This window comes from Sphingobium agri, from assembly GCF_023051225.1.
Taxonomy (GTDB): Bacteria; Pseudomonadota; Alphaproteobacteria; order Sphingomonadales; family Sphingomonadaceae; genus Sphingobium; species Sphingobium agri.
Genome location: NZ_JALKHS010000008.1, coordinates 120,738 through 138,695 on the forward strand (window position 1 = coordinate 120,738; position 17,958 = coordinate 138,695).

At 64.8% G+C, this 17,958-nt stretch carries 16 protein-coding genes; 9 read left to right on the plus strand and 7 right to left on the minus strand.

The genetic code is table 11. From position 1 onward, the window contains the following. Positions 1 to 46: 46 nt before the first annotated feature. Positions 47 to 793, minus strand: coding sequence for a 16S rRNA (uracil(1498)-N(3))-methyltransferase (locus MU848_RS11760; RefSeq protein ID WP_247232235.1), 747 nt, complete (start codon positions 791 to 793; stop codon positions 47 to 49). A 110-nt stretch (positions 794 to 903) separates the two neighbouring features. On the opposite strand from MU848_RS11760, the gene ubiA reads away from it, so the two are divergent. Together ubiA and MU848_RS11770 are read left to right on the plus strand one after the other, a co-directional pair. Beyond that, on the plus strand, positions 904 to 1,806 hold the full coding sequence (gene ubiA, locus MU848_RS11765; RefSeq protein WP_247232237.1) for a 4-hydroxybenzoate octaprenyltransferase: 903 nt from the start codon (positions 904 to 906) through the stop codon (positions 1,804 to 1,806). Beyond that, the gene (locus MU848_RS11770; RefSeq protein ID WP_247232240.1) at positions 1,803 to 3,254 is read left to right on the plus strand and encodes a phospholipase D-like domain-containing protein; all 1,452 of its coding nucleotides are present in this window, start codon (positions 1,803 to 1,805) and stop codon (positions 3,252 to 3,254) included. Before ubiA ends, MU848_RS11770 begins: the two co-directional genes overlap by 4 nt. 123 nt (positions 3,255 to 3,377) lie before the next feature. Here the strand turns inward: MU848_RS11770 and smc are convergent, their stop codons facing one another. From smc to MU848_RS11790, 4 genes are all read right to left on the minus strand, one after another. After that, positions 3,378 to 6,818 (minus strand): chromosome segregation protein SMC, encoded by a 3,441-nt coding sequence (gene smc, locus MU848_RS11775; RefSeq protein WP_247232242.1) that lies wholly within the window; start codon positions 6,816 to 6,818, stop codon positions 3,378 to 3,380. A gap of 80 nt (positions 6,819 to 6,898) precedes the next feature. Then, on the minus strand, positions 6,899 to 7,633 hold the full coding sequence (locus tag MU848_RS11780) for a thioredoxin domain-containing protein (protein ID WP_247232251.1): 735 nt from the start codon (positions 7,631 to 7,633) through the stop codon (positions 6,899 to 6,901). A 45-nt stretch (positions 7,634 to 7,678) separates the two neighbouring features. Continuing rightward, on the minus strand, positions 7,679 to 8,350 hold the full coding sequence (locus MU848_RS11785) for a thioredoxin domain-containing protein (RefSeq protein ID WP_247232254.1): 672 nt from the start codon (positions 8,348 to 8,350) through the stop codon (positions 7,679 to 7,681). A gap of 99 nt (positions 8,351 to 8,449) precedes the next feature. Then, positions 8,450 to 8,992: a DUF721 domain-containing protein gene (locus MU848_RS11790; protein WP_201515365.1), complete on the minus strand. Its 543-nt coding sequence runs from the start codon at positions 8,990 to 8,992 to the stop codon at positions 8,450 to 8,452. A 26-nt stretch (positions 8,993 to 9,018) separates the two neighbouring features. On the opposite strand from MU848_RS11790, the gene mutY reads away from it, so the two are divergent. Genes mutY through MU848_RS11810 form a run of 4 tightly spaced genes read left to right on the plus strand, consistent with a single transcriptional unit; the run spans position 9,019 to position 13,148 of the window. Continuing rightward, entirely contained in the window at positions 9,019 to 10,086 is a 1,068-nt protein-coding gene (mutY, locus tag MU848_RS11795; protein WP_247232264.1) for an A/G-specific adenine glycosylase, read from the plus strand. After that, the gene (gene nudC / locus MU848_RS11800; RefSeq protein WP_247232267.1) at positions 10,076 to 10,978 is read left to right on the plus strand and encodes an NAD(+) diphosphatase; all 903 of its coding nucleotides are present in this window, start codon (positions 10,076 to 10,078) and stop codon (positions 10,976 to 10,978) included. Before mutY ends, nudC begins: the two co-directional genes overlap by 11 nt. A gap of 39 nt (positions 10,979 to 11,017) precedes the next feature. After that, a complete protein-coding gene (locus MU848_RS11805; RefSeq protein WP_247232270.1) occupies positions 11,018 to 12,364 on the plus strand; it encodes a TldD/PmbA family protein in 1,347 nt (448 codons plus the stop codon). Beyond that, complete coding sequence (locus tag MU848_RS11810; RefSeq protein WP_247232272.1) at positions 12,351 to 13,148, plus strand: inositol monophosphatase family protein; 798 nt, start codon at positions 12,351 to 12,353, stop codon at positions 13,146 to 13,148. Before MU848_RS11805 ends, MU848_RS11810 begins: the two co-directional genes overlap by 14 nt. Positions 13,149 to 13,208: 60 nt before the next feature. Here MU848_RS11810 and MU848_RS11815 read toward each other — a convergent pair whose 3' ends face one another. Both MU848_RS11815 and purD read right to left on the minus strand, forming a co-directional pair. Further along, a complete protein-coding gene (locus MU848_RS11815) occupies positions 13,209 to 13,724 on the minus strand; it encodes a hypothetical protein (RefSeq protein ID WP_247232275.1) in 516 nt (171 codons plus the stop codon). Between the two features lie 75 nt (positions 13,725 to 13,799). Then, positions 13,800 to 15,077 carry a phosphoribosylamine--glycine ligase gene (gene purD / locus MU848_RS11820; protein WP_247232278.1) on the minus strand — a complete coding sequence of 426 codons (1,278 nt, stop codon included), beginning with the start codon at positions 15,075 to 15,077 and terminating at the stop codon, positions 13,800 to 13,802. A gap of 7 nt (positions 15,078 to 15,084) precedes the next feature. Between purD and xseA the strand changes: the two genes are divergently transcribed. From xseA to MU848_RS11835, 3 genes are read left to right on the plus strand one after another with little or no spacing between them, the layout of a single operon-like run. Further along, positions 15,085 to 16,590 (plus strand): exodeoxyribonuclease VII large subunit, encoded by a 1,506-nt coding sequence (gene xseA / locus MU848_RS11825; RefSeq protein ID WP_247232289.1) that lies wholly within the window; start codon positions 15,085 to 15,087, stop codon positions 16,588 to 16,590. Positions 16,591 to 16,623: 33 nt separating this feature from the next. Next, complete coding sequence (locus MU848_RS11830; RefSeq protein ID WP_097090628.1) at positions 16,624 to 16,836, plus strand: DUF2093 domain-containing protein; 213 nt, start codon at positions 16,624 to 16,626, stop codon at positions 16,834 to 16,836. After that, positions 16,833 to 17,666 (plus strand): M23 family metallopeptidase, encoded by an 834-nt coding sequence (locus MU848_RS11835; RefSeq protein ID WP_380800742.1) that lies wholly within the window; start codon positions 16,833 to 16,835, stop codon positions 17,664 to 17,666. The genes MU848_RS11830 and MU848_RS11835 overlap by 4 nt, the downstream gene beginning before the upstream one ends. The last annotated feature ends 292 nt before the right edge of the window (positions 17,667 to 17,958 follow it).

Below are 17,958 nucleotides of genomic sequence, written 5' to 3' on the forward strand. Positions count from 1 at the left end.
GGCGGGGGCTGCAATCCAATTTCGGATTGCAACTGGCCCAGCTTTCCTATCGCCAGTCGCCGTTCAGCGTCATCCAGGCGGCCGTTGCTGCGATCGCGGCCGTCTCCGCTCGCAGGATGCGGGGGCCCAGCGAGACCGGAACGGCCTTGCCGACAGCGCGGATCGCCTCCCGCTCCGCCGGGTCGAATCCGCCCTCCGGCCCGATAAGGAACGCCGCTGCGCCCGGATGCGCGCGCAGCGTTTCGTTCAGCGGTTCGCCGCCACTCTCATCGGCAAAGAACAGCCAGCGGTCATCCGGCCACTCCCGCAGCAGTGCGTCCAATTTCACCATCGCGCCCAGTTCCGGCAAGGCGGTGCGGCCGCACTGCTCCGCCGCCTCGACAAGATGCGCGTGCAACCGGTCGAGGTTCAGCTTGTCCACAACAGCCCGCCGCGTCAGCACCGGCTGCAGCTTCGCCACCCCCAGTTCGCAAGCCTTTTCGGCGATCAGGTCTATGCGGCCCTTCTTGATCGGGGCGCAGCATAGCCAGAAATCGGGCACCTCTTCCGGCGCTTTCGTCTGGCTAATGCACTCCAGCACCAGGTCGCGCTTTCGCATGTCCCGCACCCGCGCGGCCCATTCGCCGGATCTGCCATCGAACAGCAATATGATGTCATCCGGCTTCACCCGCATGACGCTGATCAGATAATGGGCGGGATTGCCATCGACCGGCACGGCCACGCCATCGCCCAACTGCGTCTCGACATGCAGGCGCGGCGCGCTCTGCGGCGGCCAGGCGGGGGTTGCGGTCATCGAACATCCATCCCTTCGGGCTGCGCCATTCAACAAGCGCAGGACAGGCTTGTTGCGGCTCTCCACTCCTCTAAAGAGGAAGAACGGCCTTTCGACAAGCGAGCGTGACGTTGAGTGAGAGTATAGTACCCGACACCCAGGCGCGCAGCCTGCTTGCCCGCCTGCCCGCAACGCCTCGCGCCCTCGCCCTGCTCGCCCGCCTCGATCGTCCGATCGGCTGGTGGCTGCTCTTCTGGCCGGGTGCCTGGGCGGTGGTTCTGGCGGGCGGGGCAGGGGAACGCTGGCCGCTCATCCTCTGGCTGTTGCTCGGCAGCATAGCCATGCGGGGCGCTGGCTGCGTGTTCAACGACATCGTCGATCGTGACCTTGACCGAAAGGTCGCTCGCACTGCCGCAAGACCGCTTGCCAGTGGTGCGGTGAGTTTGAAGGCGGCCTGGGCATGGCTGATCTTTCTCTGCCTCATCGGGCTGGTCGTCCTGCTGCAACTGCGCCCCTATGCGCAACTCGTCTCGCTCGGCAGCCTCGCGCTGGTTGCCGCCTACCCCTTCATGAAACGCATCACCGGCTGGCCGCAGGTCTGGCTCGGGCTCGTCTTCTCCTGGGCGGCGCTCGTCGGCTGGAGCGAGGTCGCGGGCGCGCTTACCCTGCCGGGGCTACTCCTTTACGCAGGCACCATCTTCTGGGTTGTAGGTTATGATACCATCTATGCATTGCAGGACAGGGAGGATGACGCGTTGATCGGTATCGGGTCGAGCGCCCTTTCCATGGGCCGCCATGTCCGTGCTGGCGTAACATTCTGCTATATGGCCGCACTTGCCCTATGGGCCGCAGCGCTGTGGCAGATCCGGCCGCAATGGCTTGCTCTCGCCGCGTTGCTGCCGATGGCGGCGCATCTCCTCTGGCAGGTGGGAACGCTGAAGGAGGATGGAGCCGATCCTCTCACCAAATTCCGGTCGAACCGTTTTGCCGGGCTCCTCATGTTCCTCGGCTGTCTGGTGGTAGGCAGCGCATGAGCAGCGGTCCCCTCCCGGGCGAGGATTGTTGGCGCATCGCCCGCGCCACCAAGGCCAGCGTGATCATCGACGCGGAAGCCTATTTCCGCCACGCCCGCGCCGCCATGCTCAAGGCGAAGCGCCGCATCATGCTGATCGGATGGGATTTCGATGCAGCCATAAGCCTCATCCGCGAAGATGAGGCGAAAGATGACGCGCCCGTCATCATCGGCGACTTCATCAGTTGGCTCGTCGCAGAGAAGCCGGAGCTTGAGATTTTCCTGCTGCGCTGGGACGTTGGCGCGATGAAGTCGATGGTGCAGCCCGCCAATCTCTTCACCACCGTCAAATGGATGGCCAACAAGCGGATTCAGGTGAAGCTGGACAGCCATCATCCGCCCGCGGCTTCGCACCACCAGAAGATCGTCGTGATCGACGACTGCTTCGCCTTTTGCGGCGGCATCGACATGACCGGCGACCGTTGGGACACGCGCCACCACCGTGACGAAGACCCTGGCCGCCACCATCCGGATGGCTCGCCCTATGGCCCCTGGCATGACGCCACCACCGCGTTGCAGGGCGATGTGGCGATGGTGCTGGGCGACCATGCCCGTGCCCGATGGCAGGGTGCAGGCGGTGGCGAGTTGGAGCCCATCTTCGGCGAACATGATTGCTGGCCCGACGCGCTGGCGGTGCAGTTCGAAAATGTCGACATCGCCATTTCCCGGTCAGCGCCGGAAATGGAGGATCAGCAGCCGCACCGGGAGATCGAGAAGCTCTATCTGAACCAGATCGCGGCGGCCCGGCACAGCATCTATGCCGAAAGCCAATATTTCGCGTCGCGCCGCATAGCGGAGGCGATCGCTGCACGGCTCGGCGATCCCGACGGCCCGGAAATCGTCATCATCAATCCCGAACAGGCTGATGGCTGGCTGGAACAGCAGGCGATGGACACGGCCCGCGCCCGGCTGGTGGAAGCGCTGCGCGCCCGCGACACCTATGGCAAGCTGCGCATCTACCATCCTTTCACCGTGCGCGGCGAACCCATCTACGTCCATGCCAAGATCATGATCGTCGATGACCGCAGCGTGCGCGTCGGGTCATCCAACATGAACAACCGCTCGCTGCGGCTCGACACTGAATGCGACGTGACGATCGACACGGTACTGCCTGCGAACGCCGGGCAGAAGGCGACCATCCTTGCCATCCGCGACGACCTCATCGCAGAGCATCTGGACCTGCCTGCGGAACGCGTCTCCGCCGTCATCGCAGAGCGTGGACTGATCGCCGCCATCGAACAGTTGCGCGACAAACCGGGCCGAACCTTGCGTCCCTATGTGACGCCGGACCTTAACGACGTGCAGGCCTGGCTCGCCGACAATGAGGTGCTCGATCCCGAAGGTCCTGAGGAAATGTTCGAGCCCGTCGCTGACCGCAGCCTGTTCCGGCGGTTGCGCAAGAAGCGCTGACGGCGCGCTCTTTCACCTGAACCAATGTGCTTTTAACCGGCGCTCCGTTTAATTCCGTTCGCCCTGAGCTTGTCGAAGGGCTCAGGCCGAACGGCCGAGTGCTCGGATTTGACGCCCTCTGCTCTATTCAGCCGCCAGCAGCTCTTCCGCACCACCCAAACTGACGGATACCAGACGGCTCACGCCGCGCTCGACCATTGTCACGCCGAACAGGCGGTGCATGCGCGCCATCGTGACCGCGTTGTGACTGACGATCAGGTAACGGGTATCGGTCTGGCCGACCATCACGTCCAGCAGGTCGCAGAAGCGCTCGACATTGGCATCGTCCAGCGGCGCGTCCACTTCGTCCAGCACGCAGATGGGCGCCGGATTGGTGAGGAACAGGCCGAATATAAGCGCAACGGCCGTCAGCGCCTGCTCACCGCCCGACAAAAGGGTCAGCGCCGCCAGCTTCTTGCCCGGCGGCTGCGCCATGATTTCCAGTCCGGCCTCCAGCGGATCGTCGCTGTCGATCAATTCCAGATGCGCTTGCCCGCCGTTGAACAAGGTGGTGAACAGACGCCGGAAATGGCCGTCCACAGCCTCGAAGGCCGCGAGCAGCCGCTGCCGTCCTTCGCGATTGAGGCTTCCGATCGACCCGCGCAGCCGGTTGATGGCTTGAGCCAGCTCCTCGCTTTCGGCCCGGCTGGCGGCCTGTGTGGCCTCCAGTTCTTCCAGCTCCTGCGCCGCCACCAGATTGACCGGCCCGATCCGCTCGCGCTCCGCGGACAAACGATCATGTTCGCCTTGCTCGCTTTGCGCGATCCGGATTTCGGCGCTGGCGAAGCCCAGCTTTTCGGGAAGAACTGGCGGCGGACATTCAAAGCGTTCGCCTGACAGGCGATTGGTCTCTATCCGCTTCTCGTCCGCCGCTTCGGCCCGCGCTGCGGCAGTGGCGCGCCGTTCGCGTGCCTCAGCCAGTGTTTCGCCCGCTTGCGCGGCCTTGGTCTCGGCAGTGCGCAAAGCCGCTTCCGCCTCGCTCTCCGCGCGCCGCGCCGCCTCGGCGGTGTCCACCAACGCCGCGCCCTCATTGGAAAGCCGTGCGATCGCTTCCGCCAGCTGCTCCGGCTGATCGGTCAAAGCGTCGCGTTCGGCAGTGATCGTCTGGCCCCGATCGACCATGGCGGCGATTCGCTTTGCCGCTTCCCCCGCGCGCGCGCGCCACCCTTTGGCCTCCGCATCGGCCGCCGCCATCCGTTCCCGATCGCTCGCCAACGCCCTGTCGGCCAGCGCCTGATCCGCCTGCAACTGACTGACGGAAAGACGCGCCTTGTCGCTCAGCTGCGAAAGGGACGCGACCAGCGCCCGTGTCTCCGCGCCATCCGGCACCGCCGCCCGGGCGGCATCCGCCTTGTCATGCTCGATCCTGGCGGTCTCCAGGTCAGCACGGGCTTCCGCCAGACGTTCTTCGATCGCCTCCCGCCGACCGGCAAGCCGTTCGAGCGCGGTGGCGGCCTCATCGGCGGCGCGCAGGGCCGCCCGCAAGCGTTGGTCGGCCGCGCCAAGCTGCGTGCGGGCAGTCGCCAGCGCTTGCGCTGCCGCCTTCTCCTGCGCCGCGGCTTCATCCTGTGCCTGGCGAGCTGTTTCGACCTCCGCTTGCGCCGCTGGCCGGGTGGCCTCGATCGCCTCCAGCCGGTTGAGCCGGATCAGCCGCTCGGCCGCCGCCGCTCCGCCCTCGGCCGCGACATAGCCGTCCCAGCGCCGGAGCTGCCCGTCCTTCGTGACCAGCCGCTGTCCCACCGCCAACGGCTGTCCCTGATCTGTGTCCACAACGGCCACCTGCGACAGCCGCCGCACCAGTTCCTCGGGCGCGCTGACATGGGCCGCCAGCGCCGTGCACCCGGAGGGCAAGGCTGGGTCACCTTCCAGCAGCACCGCGCCTCCCCAGCGCCGCGTGCCCTGCGCACCCACCGCAGCTTCCAGGTCGTCGCCCAGTGCAGCGGCCAGCGCGCGTTCGAACCCCGGCGCTGCCTTCACCTGATCCAGCGCCCTTTTCCGCCCGCTGCCGCTCTCGACAGCGCGTTTTAGCGCGGCGGCCTCGCTGTCGAGCGCGGCCAGGCCTGCCCGCGCGGCCGATAGCGCTGCTTCCGCCGCTGCGCGTGCCTCGGACGCCCTCTGCCGCGCGGCTTCCGCCTGCCCGATCGCCCCCTCCGCGCTATCGCGATCCGCTCCTGTCTGCGCCTGGGCGGTCAGCGCGTCGTTTCGCTTCGCTTCCAGCGGCGCAACATCGGGCAGGGCAGCCGCCTCGGCGCCGAGCCGCGCCACCTCACGCTCCGCTCGCTCCAATCGGCTTCGCGCTGCCGCCAGCGCCGCTTCGGCGACGCGCAACTCGGCCTGTTCGCTCGCCTGCAGCGCCATCGCCTTGGCCAGTTCCAGTTCCGCGTCGCGCGCCGCATCCTCCGCCTGCGCGATCCGGCCTGCAAAGTCGGGCCGCATCGCCTCAGTCTGCGCAATTCGCTGTTTCAATCTTGAAATCTCACCCGAAAGCCGGGCAATCGCCTCCGCCGCGTCGTTGGCGAGGGTCCCTTCCCGCGCGCGATCCTCTTCCAGCCGTTCGGACTGCTGCGCCAGATCATGCAGCCGCCGCACCACGCCATCACGCTCGGTCTTCAGCGCCGATAGTCTATGGCCCGCCTCATTGGCCTGATCCCGCGCTGCCTGCGCCGCCGCCCGCCGCTCAGCAAGCGTCTCGACCGCAGCATTGGCATGCACGGCCGCCGCCGCTTGCGCCTCCTGAGCAGTCCGCACCGCGCCTTCAGCCTCGGCGGCTTCCTTCCGCGCGGCATCTGCACTCGCCGACGCTTCACGCCAGCGCGCGAAGATGACGCGCCCTTCGGCGACCCTGATCTGCTCGGACAGCTTGATATAGCGTTCGGCGGCCTTCGCCTGCCGCCGCAGGCTGCTCGCTCGCGCTTCCATGTCGGTCAAAATCTCGTCAAGGCGGGCGAGATTGGCCTCGGCCGCGCGCAGCTTCTGCTCCGCATCCTTGCGCCGGACATGCAGGCCGGAAATGCCCGCCGCTTCCTCCAGCATGGCCCGCCGTTCCTGCGGACGCGCGGCGATAACGGCGGCGATCCGGCCTTGGCTTACCAGCGCCGGGCTATGCGGCCCGGTGGCGGCATCAGCGAAGATCAGCGATACGTCCTTCGCCCGCACGTCGCGGCCATTGGCGCGGTAGGCGCTGCCTGCGCCGCGCTCGATCCGCCGCGTGACTTCCAGTTCACCGTCCGCGCCGACCTCGACCGCATTGAACAGCTCGCCCTGCTCCTGCACGGTCAGCAGCGACACTTCGGCAAAGTCACGCTGCGGCCGGGTGGAAGTACCCGCGAAGATCACATCCTCCATGCCAGCGCCGCGCATCGACTTGGCGCTGGATTCGCCCATCACCCAGCGGATCGCCTCAAGCAGGTTGGACTTGCCGCAACCATTGGGACCGACGATCCCGGTAAGGCCGGGTTCGATGCGCAACTCCGTCGGATCGACGAAGCTCTTGAAGCCGGAAAGCTTTAGGCGCTTTATCTGCATGACCGTCCGCCGGGGCAGCGCGCGGCCGCCCCGCCTTCAGCGGGCAAGCTCATTGCAGATGTCCGCCCCCCTTCAGTCAATCAGAGACCCGCTTCCTTCAGCTTGGGCTGCAATGTCGCCCAGTTTGCGACATTGTCCACCTTCACATCGTTGAGGACGAAGGTGGGCGTACCGTCGATCTTATATTGATTGCTTGCGGTTTCGACACCCTTGGCCAACTTTTCAGCCGCCGCCGTGTCGGCAAGGCACTGCTTCGCCCTGTCTTCCGCTATGCCGCGCTGCTTGGCGAAGTCAACCAGCCCAACGGCCTCGGCGAGATTGCCGAAGCGCTGCGCCGGGGGGCTGCTCATCAACCGCTGATAATTCGCATCGCCCAGCGCCTGCGCCTTTTCGAACATGGCATTCTGGTTGGCAAAGAACTGTTCGCTCAGCGGATAGAAGACATCCTTGCCGCCGCAGCGAGCGAGGAGCGAGGTCGAGATGTCGATCGGATCGCGCACGAAGTTGCGCAATTCATAGCTCATCTTGCCGGTATCGACGATCTTGCGGATTTCCTCGGAAGCCTCGGCGGAAAAATCGCGGCAATGGCTGCAAGTATAGCTCGCATATTCGACCAGCTTCACCTTCGCCTGCGGGTTGCCCATGACGAAGCCGCCCTCGGGCGTTTCGGTCACTGTGCTGGACCAACTGGTCCCTGCCGGCGCGGCAACCGCGGCGACGGGCTCGGCGGAAGAGTTGCTGGCCGCGTCCTTTTTCCCGCAGGCGGAAATGGTCAGCGAGAGGGCGATAAGGGCAAGTCCGGTAATGGCTTTCACTGGGTGCAGGCTCCGTTGCTCGGGCGTCGGTATCGGGGGTTTAGTTCACTGTGCGGCGGCGGGCAATGCATCGCGCAAGCTCGTCCAGCTTGATCCCCCGGCCCGCGTCCCGTTGATCGTGAAGGCAGGCGTTCCACCGATCTTCACCTTGTTCCACGCCTCGTCGGTCATCGCCAATATCTGCTTCATCGAGGCCGGATCGGCAATGCACGCATCAAGCTGCGCGGGCGTGAAGCCCCGCTTGCCCATCAACGTGTAAAGCCCGGTATTGCGCCCGATGTCCTTGAGCGCAGGGATTTGCTCGGATGGCTTGGCAGCACCCCGGTCATAGGCCTGCAACTGCGCCATCCAGGCGTCCTGATTGGCAAACAGTGCCTCATGATTGCCAAAGAAGCGCCTTGGGCCTCCACAGCGGGCCAGCAGCGCGGCGGCAAGGTCATATTTATCGCGCACGGCATTGCGCACTTCGACTCTCACCTTGCCGCCCTTCACATAGTTCGCCTTCAAGGGGGCACTCGCCTCACCCACGAAATGTGCGCAGTGCGAACAGGTATAGCTTACATATTCGACCAGCTTCGTCGGCGCGGCAGGATTGCCGAGCACGTGGCCGCCGATGGGTGAAAGCGCGACCCGCGCGGTCCAGTTGGCAGCGGGAGCCGCCATCAGGATGGAGGGCAGGGCAAATAGAGCAAGCACGGCAAAGCGGAGTTTCATCATGCGATCACCCAATGAAGCGCCGCCCCTGTACGGCTGTTGAATTGATGCAGGCGGCAGTACCGGTCGCAGCATAGCTGTCAGAACCACGCCCTTCTTTTGCTAGCTGATTTTCGGCAAGCCGTTCGAATTGGCAAGCCCCTGTGCCAGGGATTCCAGCACGGCGCGCAGTTCCGGGTCGCCGATATCCCGCAGCGAATCGCCGAGCTCGATCGGGACCGGCCGCAAGTTGCGCGGCGGTGGCCGCCGCTCGGCCGCTGTTCCACGTACTTCTCCCTGCTTCATCGCGATCTTCGCCACGGCGGCATAGCCGAAGAATCGGTTCACCCGCTCGATAATGTCCGGCAGCACATGCTGGATCATCGGGGCATGGCCACTCATGACCGTGAGCTGGAGCGTCCCGCCTGCCTTCTTGCCAACGGGGAAGCGGATCGATTCAGGCGCGGAAATCTCCGCATAATGCGATCCGACGATCTCGGCCCAGCGGGTGACGATGCTGGATTGGACAAAACCGAACTTGCGAAAGGCCGCAGCGCCAATTTGCGGCATCAGGTCGGCGATCTGGCGCGGGCCGCCGACCCGGGGCCGTTCGGCCGCAGCTTCTGCACGGCTTTTCAATTTGGGTGTCGCGGGCCGTTCCGTCATGCGCCGCTTAATGGCATAGGGCGGCCATGCACGTCGAGGGGACCCCGCAGAAAATCGCAGAAGATCTGCTCGCGCATTATGATGTGCATGCCCGCCGCCTGCCATGGCGCGCGCCGCCCGGAAGCAACGCAACAGATCCCTATCGAGTCTGGCTGTCCGAGATCATGCTTCAGCAAACGACGGTGGCGGCGGTCGCCCCTTATTTCGCGAAGTTCACGGCCCGCTGGCCCACGGTGCAAGCACTTGCGGCAGCCGAGGATGCCGATATCATGGCGGCATGGGCGGGCCTTGGCTATTATGCCCGCGCTCGCAACCTGCTCGCCTGCGCCCGCGCCGTGGCGCAGCAGCATGACGGCATCTTTCCGGGTGATGAAGATGGGTTGCGTGCCCTTCCAGGGGTTGGCGCCTATACCGCCGCTGCGGTGGCTGCGATCGCCTTTGGCCGCCGCGCCGTCGTGGTGGATGCCAATGTGGAGCGCGTGGTTGCTCGCCTGTTTGCGATCGATACCCCGTTGCCCGCAGCGCGTCCCGCGATCCGCGCTGCCGCCGATCGCATTACCCCCGATGTGCGTGCTGGGGACTTTGCCCAGGCTATGATGGACCTTGGCGCGACCATCTGCACGCCCCGCAACCCTGCCTGCGGCATCTGCCCGTTGCGCCAGGATTGTGCGGCCTTCCGCACCGCCGATCCAGCCGCCTTTCCGGTCAAGGTCGCGAAGAAGGCAAAGCCACACCGTCTGGGCCATGGCTGGTGGATCGAGCGACCGGACGGCCATGTCTGGTTGATCCGCCGTCCGGCCAAGGGCCTGCTCGGCGGCATGCGCGCGCTCCCGTCTTCGGACTGGAGCGACGCGCCCACCGCCGCCCCACCCATGGCTGCTGAATGGAAAACAGTTTCCCAACCTGTCGGCCATGTCTTCACCCATTTCTCGCTGGCCTTGACCGTCCATGTCGCCCATGTGGCAAATGAAAGCATACCTCCCGGCGAGGGGGAATGGTGGCCGCTCGCCCGGTTGGAAGAGGCGGGATTGCCGACCTTGTTCCGTCGCGCGGCAGATGTGGCGATGAAGGAGAGTGAAACACATGCCCCTTGAGCAGCTTGGCTATGTCGGCGGCCGTCTCGACAGAGCCGATCATATACGCATGAACCCCGATCAGGCAGCGCAAGCCCTCGCTTCGCCCGGCGCGCGTTGCCTCGTACTCGATGGACTGGATCCCGTCACGCAGGATGGCCATCTGCTGATGGAGCCGGTCGCTACAGACGCCAGCCTAGACGATCATCTGCTGCTCGGCCTCGACGACGAACAGCGCCCGGTCTTCGTCCGCCTTGCTCAGGAAGTCGGCAGCAATTTCTTCCCCAGCCCCCGTAGCCGTGCCATCGTCACTGAAATCCCGGCCGACGAAGTTGCGCTCTATGGCGCGGCTCGCAGCCTCGTCCATTGGCATGGCCGTCACCCCTTCTGCTCGGTGTGCGGATCGCGCACATCGCCCGAAAAGGCCGGGTGGGCACGCCGTTGCGGCGCCTGCAACGCGGAGCATTTCCCCCGTGTCGACCCGGTCGTCATCATGCTTGCCGAGCATGAGGGCCGCGTGCTTGTGGGGAGGCAGCATAGCTGGCCCGAAGGCTTCTATTCCGCTCTCGCAGGCTTCGTCGAGCCTGGTGAGACGATCGAAGAAGCGGTCATGCGTGAGATCAAGGAAGAAGCGGGCGTCACCGTCCATGCCGTCCGCTATGTGATGAGCCAGCCCTGGCCTTTCCCCTCCTCGCTCATGATCGCCTGCATCGGACAGGCCAACGATGATGCGTTGAAGCTGGACGAGACTGAAATCCAGCATGCCTTCTGGTGCGATGCGGCGGGTGTTCGCGCGGCTCTGGCGGGTAAGGCCGACGCACCCTTCACCGCGCCGCCGCCCATGGCGGTCGCGCATCATCTGCTTAAGCATTGGGCTGATGCGCAGGTTGCCCCGCCCGGCCCAAGCGCGTAAGGCCAAAGCCCGACCCCTTATCAGGAACGCCCCGCACATATGCTCAGCCTCGAAGAAGCCCAGTCGCGCGCGCAGGATCTGGTGACGGCGGCACGCAGGGCAGGGGCTGATGCGGCAGATGCCATCTATGCCTGCAATGCCTCCACCACTGTAGCCGTACGCCTTGGCACGCTGGAGGATGTGGAGCGGTCCGAAGGTGAGGAAATCGGCGTGCGCGTTTTCGTCGGCCAGCGCTCGGCCAGCATCGCCGCGTCGGACATGAATCCAGCCACCCTTGCTACGCTGGTCGACCGCTGCATCGCCATGGCGCGGGAGGCCCCGGAGGACCGCTATGCGGGACTCGCGCCCGAAGATCGGCTGTTGCGCGGCAGCTTGCCGGAACTCGATATAGCCGACCCGAGCGACCCGGAACCTGCGCTGCTGCGCGCCCGCGCTCTCGAGGCGGAAGGAGCTGCTCGCGGCGTGTCGGGCGTCACGAACAGCGAGGGCGGTGGGGCATCGAACGGCCGGAGCCAGGTTGCCCTCGCAACCAGCCACGGCTTTGCCGGCGCGTATGCTGGTACGAGCCATTCGACCTGGGCCAGCGTCCTCGCAGGCACGGGCGCGGATATGCAGCGTGACCATGCCAGTCACAGTGCGCGCTACCTTGACGACCTTGATGACCCTACGGCGATCGGCCAGCGCGCCGGGGAGCGGGCGGTTGCTCGCCTCAATCCCGCCAAGATTGAAAGCGGCGTCCTGCCCGTTGTCTTCGATCCGCGCATTGGCTCCGGCCTGCTCGGCCATTTGATCGGCGGGATGGTCGGCGCTGCCATTGCGCGGCGGTCGAGCTTCCTCCTCGACTCCCTCGGAGAAACACTGTTCGACAGGGCCATCACCATCATCGACGATCCGTTGCGCCCGCGCGGCCTGCGTTCGCGTCCTTTTGACGGGGAAGGGCTTCCCGTCGCTCGCAGCGCCTTGATCGACAAGGGCGTGCTGACCGGCTGGCTGATGGACAGCGCCTCCGCCCGCCAGCTCGGCCTAGAACCCACGGGTCATGCGAGCCGGGGCGGCAGCGGCGCGCTTGGCGCTGGTGTCACCAACGTCCATATGGAGCCGGGCAGCGTCTCGCCAGCCGAGCTCATGGCGGACATCAAGCGCGGCATCTATGTCACAGAATTGATCGGCATGGGCGTCAACGGCGTCACGGGGGATTATAGCCGCGGCGCGGCCGGTTTCCTGATCGAGGATGGCGAAATCACCCGGCCGGTGTCCGAAATCACCATCGCCAGCAATCTCAAGGACATGTTCCGCGTCCTTGTTCCTGCAAACGACCTTGTATTTCGCTATGGCATGAACGTGCCAACTATCCGCATCGACGGGATGACCGTTGCCGGGGGCTGAGATCGATCTGCGTGCGCTCGTCGGCGCGGTATCGGATGCGGCTGACCGGGCGCTTACCCTCTGGGCGGGCGGGCAGACCCAGGTGCGCCAATGGGAAAAAGTCCCGGGCCATCCCGTGTGCGAAGCGGACCTCGAAATCGACGTCATGCTCCGCCAGAGCCTCAGCCTCATCGATCCTGCGGCCGGATGGTTGTCCGAAGAAACCGCCGATACCGTTCACCGGCTGGACCTTGCCCGCGTCTGGGTCGTCGATCCGATCGATGGCACCCGCGACTATTTGCGTGGGCGTCCTGGATGGGCGGTTTCGGTCGCACTGGTCGAACATGGGGCGGTAAGCATAGGAATACTCGCTGCGCCCGCGCGCAATGAGTTGTGGATTGCCAGGGCAGGGGAGGGCGCTACTCGAAACGGCCGAACCCTCACCGCCGGTTCGCGCATGATCCTGCCGGGCGCCCGCGTGCCCGCCGACCATCTGCCCCGTCACGACAGCGATCTTCGCGCCGTCCACAAACCCAACAGCATCGCCCTGCGCATGGCGATGGTCGCCGCTGACGAAGCCGATATCGTCGCCACTGTCCGTTGGGGCAATGAATGGGACGTCGCCGCAGCCGCCCTGATCGCACAGGAAGCGGGCGCAATAGTCACCGACGCGCTCGGCGATCCCCTGTCCTTTAATCGCCCCGAACCCACCGCCTTCGGTCTGCTTTGCACGGCCCCAGGCATCCACGAAGCCGCCACCAACCGCCTCGCCCCCCGCGCGCGTGAGTTGCTGGGGCGGGCTTAGCGCGCGGCCTGTGCCGGTTGTTGGAAGAATTGGGCTGACCTCAGCCGCAGCGCTCGCGGCTTAGAGCTTGCCATACTTGGCTTCGAAACCGGCGAAATCTCCCGCTGCGAGATATTTCGCCTGATCGATCCACTGATCGCGGACCGGACGCCCTTTGAAGTTGCCGAGTTTCGCGTCGATCGCCGTTAAGTCAGCGTCGGTCCAATTGGCGATCTGCTCATAGCGGGTGACACCCAGTTCGATAAGCAGCTGGTTGAGCTTTGGTCCTACGCCCTTCATTCTCAGCAGATTATCCTGACCGCCTTGCACGGGGGCGGTGGCCTGAGACGCGATTGGCGGGGGTGCCACTGGTGCGACTAACGGCTGGAGCTCGGCCGCAATAATCGGGGGAGCGGGCGTTACCGGCTCTGGAATGGCCGCAGCTGTCGGCGCTACTTCCTTCTCGACCAAGGCGGGCCGTTCGGCGGCAGGCGAGTCAACCGACGCCTTGCGCCCCGCGAGCAGGAATATGGCGCCGATCAGGACGAGCAATCCGATCAGCAGCCAAAGGCCATAGTCCATGAAGAATTCCTGCATCGCGCTCCCTCCAGCTTTCAGCCTTTATCTAGTGGCGCTCGACGGGAATGAGCAAGAGGCCGTGTTGAGCGTCTCTCACCGCCCCTCGCGTTCAACCTCGCGCCATCCGATGTCCCGGCGGCAGAAGCCCGTCGGAAAGTCGATTGCATCTACTGCGCGGTAAGCGGCTGCCTGGGCTTCATTGACGCTGTGGCCGCTGGCGGTGACGTTCAGCACGCGTCCGCCATTGGCGACCAGCGTGCCATCCTTTGCTGCCGTGCCAGCATGGAAGACCAGCGCGCCGCCTGCTTCTGCCGCATCGATGCCGGCAATCGCCCCGCCCTTTTCAGGCGTGCCGGGATAACCATTGGCTGCCATCACTACGGTCAAAGCCGTCCGGTCAGCCAGCTTCACCGGGCCCTGCTCCGCAAGCCGTCCCTGCGCAACGGCAAGCAGCAGGTCCACCAGATCGCCGTCAAAGCGCATCATCAGAACCTGGCATTCCGGGTCCCCGAAGCGCGCATTATATTCGATGAGCTTGGGCCCCTCTTCGGTCAGCATGAGCCCGGCATAGAGGACGCCGGAATAAGGCGTCCCTTCAGCCGCCAGCGTTTCCACCGTCGGCCGGATGATCTTCTCTACGACTTCGGCTTCCAGTTCGGGCGTCAGCACCCGCGCTGGGCTGTAGGCGCCCATACCGCCGGTATTGGGACCGGTGTCGCCATCGCCGACGCGCTTATGGTCCTGGGCGGAACCAAACGGCAGTATCGCGCTGCCGTCGGTGAGCGCGAAGAAGCTCGCCTCTTCACCGATCATGAATTCTTCCAGCACAACTTCCGCGCCCGCTGCGCCAAATGCGCCAGAGAACATATCCTCTATCGCTTCTACGGCCTGGCTGTGCGTTTCGGCGATGATGACGCCCTTGCCCGCTGCTAGGCCATCTGCCTTGATGACGACCGGCAGCCCGAAATCGGCCAGCGCTGCAATCGCGCCGTCCTGGCTGTGGACGCGCTCATAGGCAGCGGTGGGGATGCCGGCGCGCTTGCACAGATCCTTCGTGAAACCCTTGGACCCCTCCAGCTGCGCCGCCTTCTTGCCCGGCCCGAATACCGGATATCCCTTCACCCGAAGATTATCGGCAAGGCCGTCGACCAGCGGCGCTTCCGGCCCGATCACCACCAGTCCGATGGAGTGGCGCAGGCAGAAATCGACCACAGCACGATGATCGGTGACATCCAGATCGACCAAAGTCGCATGCTGGGCTATGCCGGGGTTGCCTGGTGCGGCATAAAGGGTCGTGAGGCTGGGCGATTGCGCCAGCTTCCAGGCCAGAGCATGTTCGCGGCCGCCGCTGCCCAATAAAAGGATGTTCATTTCGCCCATGTCCCCGGAATATGAAGCTGGTTTCGATGTGTCGGGCCGCCTGTTAGCGGAGGAAAGGGCGGGGGACAACGCGCCGCCGCTTTCGGTGAGCGAATTGTCCGCCGTGCTGAAGCGCACGGTCGAGGACCGCTTTGGCCATGTTCGTCTGCGTGGCGAGATTTCCGGGTTCAAGCGCGCTGCATCGGGCCATCTGTATCTGTGCCTGAAGGACGACAATGCGGTCATAGATGGAGTGATGTGGAAGGGCGGAGCACAACGGTTGCCGTTCGCGCCTCAGGACGGCGTCGAGGTGATCGCCACCGGCAAGCTAACCACCTATCCCGGCCGCTCCAAATATCAGATCGTGATCGACCGCATGGAACTGGCGGGCGAAGGCGCGCTGATGGCGCTGCTCGAAAAGCTGAAGGCAAAGCTCGCCACCGAGGGGTTGTTCGACCGCTCCGCCAAGCGGGCGATCCCGTTCATGCCTCGCACCATCGGCGTCGTCACCTCGCCAACCGGCGCGGTGATCCGGGACATCCTCCACAGGCTGGAAGATCGTTGCCCCACCAATGTGTTGCTCTGGCCAGTTCTGGTGCAAGGGCAGGGCGCAGCCGACCAGGTCGCCCGTGCGGTTCGCGGCTTTTCGGCAATGCAGCCCGGAGGCCCCCTGCCGCGCCCCGACCTGGTGATCGTTGCGCGTGGCGGCGGCTCCATCGAGGATTTGTGGAGCTTCAACGAGGAAATCGTCGTGCGGGCGGTGGCCGAATGTTCGATCCCGGTCATCTCCGCCGTTGGTCACGAAACGGACACGACGCTTTGCGACTATGCCGCCGACATGCGCGCGCCCACGCCGACCGCCGCTGCGGAGATGGCGGTGCCTGTTCGCGCCGATCTGATGGCGATGCTGACTGAGCAAGGGCTGCGTATGGACAGGGCCGTGCGGCGCGGTGCTGCGCAAGCCCGCGAACGGCTGGAGATGCAGGCCCGGCTCATGCCGACGCCAGACATGCTGCTGGCTCCGCAACGTCAGCGGCTCGACCAATTGTCCGGCGAGCTTGGCAACTGCCTGCGTCATCGCGTGTCGGACGCGCGGGCACATCTCAATCAAGCGGGTGGCGCTCTGCGACCGGCTCTCCTGCACCAGCATCTGGCCCGCGCTAAAGAGCGGCTTGATCGTCAACGGCTCCGCCCGGACTATCTGTCGCGCGTTTTTCGTGACCGCGCCACTGCCTTTGACAGGCTTTCCCGCCTGTTCGTTTCGGTCAATCCCGACTTGCCGCTTGCGCGTGGTTTTGCTCGGGTGATGGCGGAAGGCCGACTCGTCAGATCGGTCGCGGAAGCTCAAGCTGCGGGGGCCGTGTTGCTCCATTTCAGCGACGGAGCAGTCGGTGCAGACGTAGGACCAAGATCTACATCGCCAACCCTTGAGATGGCACCGCCGCAAGCTATATCCCCTTCATCACGCTCTTCTCACAAAGCGCAGGAGAGAGGGGAAAATCGCCAACAGGATTTGTTCTCCTGATGTGCATGACCAAGAAGAAGGCCGTTTGATCTCATGCTGATGTCCAACCGCGATCGTCCGGCTCGTCTCCACTATATGGCCTACAGCTTCCGTGTGCTGCAGGCGGGCGATCATGTCGTGTGCGCGGTCACTGGGCAGAAAATCCCCCTCGACGATCTGCGCTATTGGAGCATCGCCCGGCAGGAGCCTTATGCCAGCGCGGAAGCCTCGGCGCAGGCTGAACTGAAGGCGCGCGGCCTGCGATGAGGCGTTGGGCGGTCGCGCTCCTGCTGATGATAGGCAGTGTAGGGGCGGCAAAAGATCCAACCTCCAACTCCATTACCGGCATCATCCTTGATGGTGAAGCACAACAAGGCGGCGTCCTCATCGGCACAGCGCCGGCCGCGACAGCGGAACTGCGCCTTGATGATCAGCCAGTCCGTTTCGATCGGGACGGACGCTTTCTCATCGCTTTCGACCGTGACGCCAAGCCGCAGGCGCGCCTGACCGCGCGCCTCGCCGATGGCCATATGCTTAGCCAGATCATCAACGTCGCCCCTCGTGCTTGGCGGATAGAGCGGGTCAACACGGCACTTCGCCCTGTGCGGGATAATAAAGCCTATCTTGCGCTTCGCCGACCCGAACTGGCCCGGATTGCCGCAGCGCGCAGCGTGGACACAGGCGCGACCGGTTGGCGCCAGCGCTTCCTGTGGCCCCGGGTCGGCCGTATTTCCGGATTGTTCGGATCGCAGCGCGTTTACCAAGGCGTGCCGGGCGCCTATCATGGCGGCATCGATGTCGCGGCGTTGACCGGAGATACAGTCCTTGCTCCTGCCGACGGCGTCGTGGTTCTGGCCGCCGACCGGCCACTCACGCTTGAGGGCAATCTGCTGATGATCGACCATGGTCATGGTCTCAGCAGCGCTTTCCTTCATCTGTCCCGCATCGACGTGAAGCTTGGGCAAAGCATCCGCCAAGGTCAGCGCATCGGCGCCGTGGGCGCAACCGGCCGCGCGACGGGGCCCCACCTTCATTGGGGTATGCGGTGGAACGAGGCGCGGATCGACCCGCTTCTTCTGGCAGGCCCCATGCCTTAGCATGAATGGGCGATGCAATCGCGCAACTTAGCGCCACCAGCCGCAACCGTGGAGCATCAAAGTTCTACCGGCCTGCTCCCTTCGCCAATAATATTGTTAAACAGCGGTAAAATCGCCGTTTTCCAAGATGTGGCAAATTTACGACAGTGCAACAGCAAAGTGTCTGTGTGTCTGTAGCATTGCTTTACACGCATAAAACGACTGCGCAGACTGTCGCACAGCACGGATGAAGAGGGGTCTGCTGTCGGGCTCCAATGCCCCTCTTCATGCGTCAAACAAAGGACGCGGGTTC

Coding starts and splice junctions, on each gene's coding strand:
- mutY (WP_247232264.1), top strand. CDS start 9,019: ATGCACGTCGAGGGGACCCCGCAGAAAATCGCAGAAGATCTGCTCGCG.
- purD (WP_247232278.1), bottom strand. CDS start 15,077: ATGAACATCCTTTTATTGGGCAGCGGCGGCCGCGAACATGCTCTGGCC.
- nudC (WP_247232267.1), top strand. CDS start 10,076: ATGCCCCTTGAGCAGCTTGGCTATGTCGGCGGCCGTCTCGACAGAGCC.
- MU848_RS11835 (WP_380800742.1), top strand. CDS start 16,833: ATGAGGCGTTGGGCGGTCGCGCTCCTGCTGATGATAGGCAGTGTAGGG.
- MU848_RS11790 (WP_201515365.1), bottom strand. CDS start 8,992: ATGACGGAACGGCCCGCGACACCCAAATTGAAAAGCCGTGCAGAAGCT.
- MU848_RS11760 (WP_247232235.1), bottom strand. CDS start 793: ATGACCGCAACCCCCGCCTGGCCGCCGCAGAGCGCGCCGCGCCTGCAT.
- xseA (WP_247232289.1), top strand. CDS start 15,085: ATGTCCCCGGAATATGAAGCTGGTTTCGATGTGTCGGGCCGCCTGTTA.
- smc (WP_247232242.1), bottom strand. CDS start 6,818: ATGCAGATAAAGCGCCTAAAGCTTTCCGGCTTCAAGAGCTTCGTCGAT.
- MU848_RS11785 (WP_247232254.1), bottom strand. CDS start 8,350: ATGATGAAACTCCGCTTTGCCGTGCTTGCTCTATTTGCCCTGCCCTCC.
- MU848_RS11815 (WP_247232275.1), bottom strand. CDS start 13,724: ATGCAGGAATTCTTCATGGACTATGGCCTTTGGCTGCTGATCGGATTG.
- MU848_RS11830 (WP_097090628.1), top strand. CDS start 16,624: ATGCTGATGTCCAACCGCGATCGTCCGGCTCGTCTCCACTATATGGCC.
- MU848_RS11770 (WP_247232240.1), top strand. CDS start 1,803: ATGAGCAGCGGTCCCCTCCCGGGCGAGGATTGTTGGCGCATCGCCCGC.
- MU848_RS11805 (WP_247232270.1), top strand. CDS start 11,018: ATGCTCAGCCTCGAAGAAGCCCAGTCGCGCGCGCAGGATCTGGTGACG.